We start from the raw sequence: 2919 nt of genomic DNA, 5'->3' as shown, positions 1-2919 counted from the left end.
TCTCCGGGCGAGGCGAGGCCGCGCAGGCCCGACAACAGGTTCGAGCGCATGCGCGCATGGATCACCCTCTGGATACGAGCCATCTTCTCGTCGCGCGGCACCTCGGCGCAGAGCGACAGCCAGGCATGGCAGAGAGGCGGCTGGAACAGATGCTCCTCGAAATTGCCCTCGATCACCGCATCCATGCGCTCCATCGGAGTCTGCGCCCGGCGAAGCCGCGCGATCACCGCCTGGCACAGGACGGCGTTTGCCTCACGCATCGCGTGCTCGAACAATTCCTGCTTGTTGCGGAAATAGTGCAGCACGATGCCCTTGGAGGCACCGGCCTGCGCCGCCACCTTTTCCAGTGTCGCGCCGGCAATGCCCTCGCGCTCCAGCACCGCGAAGGCCGCCTGCCGCAATTCCTTGCGGCGGATCTCACTGAGACGCTTGAGTTTCACGGGATCGGTCCATGCATTTCGAATCCACGTTGACATCTTCGTCCGTTCAGATCAAGAATTGACCCATGGGACAATAAAAAGACCAATTGGTCAATTTTACGGACGAGGAGAACCGAAATGTTGCGCATCCTTGCAAATGGCGTCTGCCTTGCCGGCCTCATGTTGGCCACTCATGCGGCCCAGGCGGCCGAGGCCGAAGAGTGCAAGACGGTCCGCATGGCCGAACCCGGCTGGAACGACCTTGCCTTCACCACAGGAGTCGCAAATGTCCTGTTGGAGGCGCTTGGCTATCAGCCGCAAAGCCAGGTGCTCGGCATCAACGTCATCTACGAGGGCATGAAAAACAGGGACCTCGACCTGTTCCTGGGCTACTGGGACCCGGCCATGGTCACCTATTACGAGCCCTACAAGAAGGACGGCTCGGTCGAGAATGTGCGCGTCAATCTCGTAGGCGCCAAATACACATTCGCCGTGCCGACCTATGTCTGGGAAGCCGGCGTCAAGGACATTTCCGACCTGCACAAATTCGCCGACAAATTCGGCAAGAAAATGTACGGCATCGAGCCCGGTTCAAACCAGTTGATGATGGACGCTATCGCCGATCCCGCCTTTGGCCTGGACGGCTGGCAGGTGGTCGAATCGAGCGAAGCCGGCATGCTTTCCGAGGTCGGCTACGAGATCAAGGAGAAGCAGTTCATCGTCTTCCAGGGCTGGGCGCCGCACCCGATGAACATGATGTACGACTTCAAATATCTGACCGGCGGCGACAAGTTCTTCGGCCCGAATTTCGGCGCCGCGACGGTGACGACGCAGGTGCGCAAGGGCTATCTGCAGCAATGCCCGAACGTCGCACAGTTCTTGAAAAACCTCGCCTTCGACATCGATTTCGAGAATGTCGGCATGGGTTATCTGATCAATGACGGCATGAAGCCGGAGGACGGCGCGCTGAAGGCAATCACGGCCAACAAGAGCCGTCTCGATGCCTGGCTCGCCGGTGTCACCACCTTCGACGGCCAACCCGGCCTTGCCGCGGTCAAGGAAAAGCTCGGCCTGTGAGGGCGGCGGTGCTGAATGCCTGCGCGAACCAGGACGGCTGGGCCGGCCGCAAGCAGTTCGTCACTGTCGGCAATCTCGACATCGCCTATGTCGAGATAACAGGCGCCGAGCCGGCACTGCTGTCGGTGCACGGCTTCACCGACACCAGCCGCAGCTTTTCGCTTCTGGCGCCCTATCTGGCCGGCCGCCGTCTGATCATGCCGGATCTGCGCGGCCACGGCGCCTCGCAGGCCGGCAAAGGCTGCGGCATAGCCGATTTCGCCGACGATATTGCCGGGCTGATCCTACGCTTGCGGCTCGACCGGCCGCTCGTCGTCGGCCATTCGCTGGGCGCCATGGTGGCCATCGCATTGGCAGGGCGACACAGGGAGCTGATTGGCGGGCTGGTGGTGCTGGCCGGCACGCTAAAGCCCGATTTCGCGCCGGATCATCCGCTGGTCGCGGGCGTCGAGGCGCTGCGCGACCCGATATCGCCGGCCGATCCGTTCTACGCCTGGTGGCATGCCTGCAGTCCCGACGTGCCTCCAGCCTTTCTCGCCGGCTTGGCGAGAGACGCGTCGGCATTGCCGGCGCCGCGCTGGCGCGCGATTCTCGAGGAAATCCGCAGCGCCGATCTGAGCGATGCGGCGCGGGCCGTGCAGGCCCGGACGCTGATCATCGCCGGCGCCTGCGACCCGCTGTTCGGCGAGGCGCACCAGCAGGCGTTGCAATCCGCTCTTGCCGGAGCCGTCTTCGTCCGGGCCGAGCGCTGTGGCCACAACCCGCATTGGGAAGACCCGGCCCTTGTCGCCAAGACCATCGTCGAGGCATTTGAAGTCTGATGCATGTCGCCCAAAAGTGGCCCCGGTTTTGGGAGAACGAAATGCACAAAAAACGATCTATTCCTCAGCGCGTCGACGCGCTTTAGGAATAGATCCCGACCAGTGATTGCGATGTCGGCGACAGCCGCAAGGTCTCCGTGGGTTTGGTCAAGCCGGGTTGCGCGGCCCGCCAAAAATCCTGCCATGCCGGCGAGGCGGCAAGCGCGGCCTTGTGGCGGGCATGCGCTTCTGTGCTGGCAAAACCCATGACGCTGATGAAGACGTTTTCGTCAGCCCGTACCGGCAGGCGCGGAAAATTGTTTTCGGCAGGCTCGGTCACGAACGCGGCGAGCAGGCGTGCGTCGGCCGTCATCAGGCACGCCGTCTCAATCTCGAAGCGGGTGGTGAAATCTGCCTCCGTGCCGGGCTGCAAATGATGAATCTCGATGACAACGATGCCGGTCAGCGGCCTGTTTCGAATGGGCTTTTCGTCGCCGGCCAGGCTTGGCCGCTGCGCCCCCGCAAGGTCGAAGCCGGCGCCCGGCCACGCCGGCTTGAGCAGCAGCACATCGTCGGAATCGATCATCGTCGCGTTGGCCGCATCGCGGTGCGCCGCCCAGACC

4 protein-coding genes are annotated in these 2919 nt (G+C 63.0%); 2 read left to right on the top strand and 2 right to left on the bottom strand.

The features are described from left to right. Positions 1-476 (bottom strand): transcriptional regulator BetI (gene betI, locus EOA22_RS29465; protein WP_127390429.1); only part of this gene is annotated, 476 nt, incomplete at its 3' end. A gap of 81 nt (positions 477-557) precedes the next feature. Here betI and choX point away from each other — a divergent pair. Further along, the gene (choX, locus tag EOA22_RS29460) at positions 558-1496 is read left to right on the top strand and encodes a choline ABC transporter substrate-binding protein (protein ID WP_013532407.1); all 939 of its coding nucleotides are present in this window, start codon (positions 558-560) and stop codon (positions 1494-1496) included. Then, complete coding sequence (locus tag EOA22_RS29455) at positions 1493-2317, top strand: alpha/beta hydrolase (protein WP_164747188.1); 825 nt, start codon at positions 1493-1495, stop codon at positions 2315-2317. Before choX ends, EOA22_RS29455 begins: the two co-directional genes overlap by 4 nt. An 82-nt stretch (positions 2318-2399) precedes the next feature. On the opposite strand, the gene EOA22_RS29450 is transcribed toward EOA22_RS29455, so the two are convergent. Beyond that, a partial coding sequence (locus tag EOA22_RS29450; protein WP_127390428.1) for an NIPSNAP family protein occupies positions 2400-2919 on the bottom strand: 520 nt, incomplete at its 5' end.

The sequence above is a fragment of the Mesorhizobium sp. M7A.F.Ca.US.014.04.1.1 genome (genome assembly GCF_003998745.1).
Lineage (GTDB): Bacteria > Pseudomonadota > Alphaproteobacteria > Rhizobiales > Rhizobiaceae > Mesorhizobium > Mesorhizobium ciceri.
This window is presented reverse-complemented; position numbering and strand designations above follow the sequence as displayed.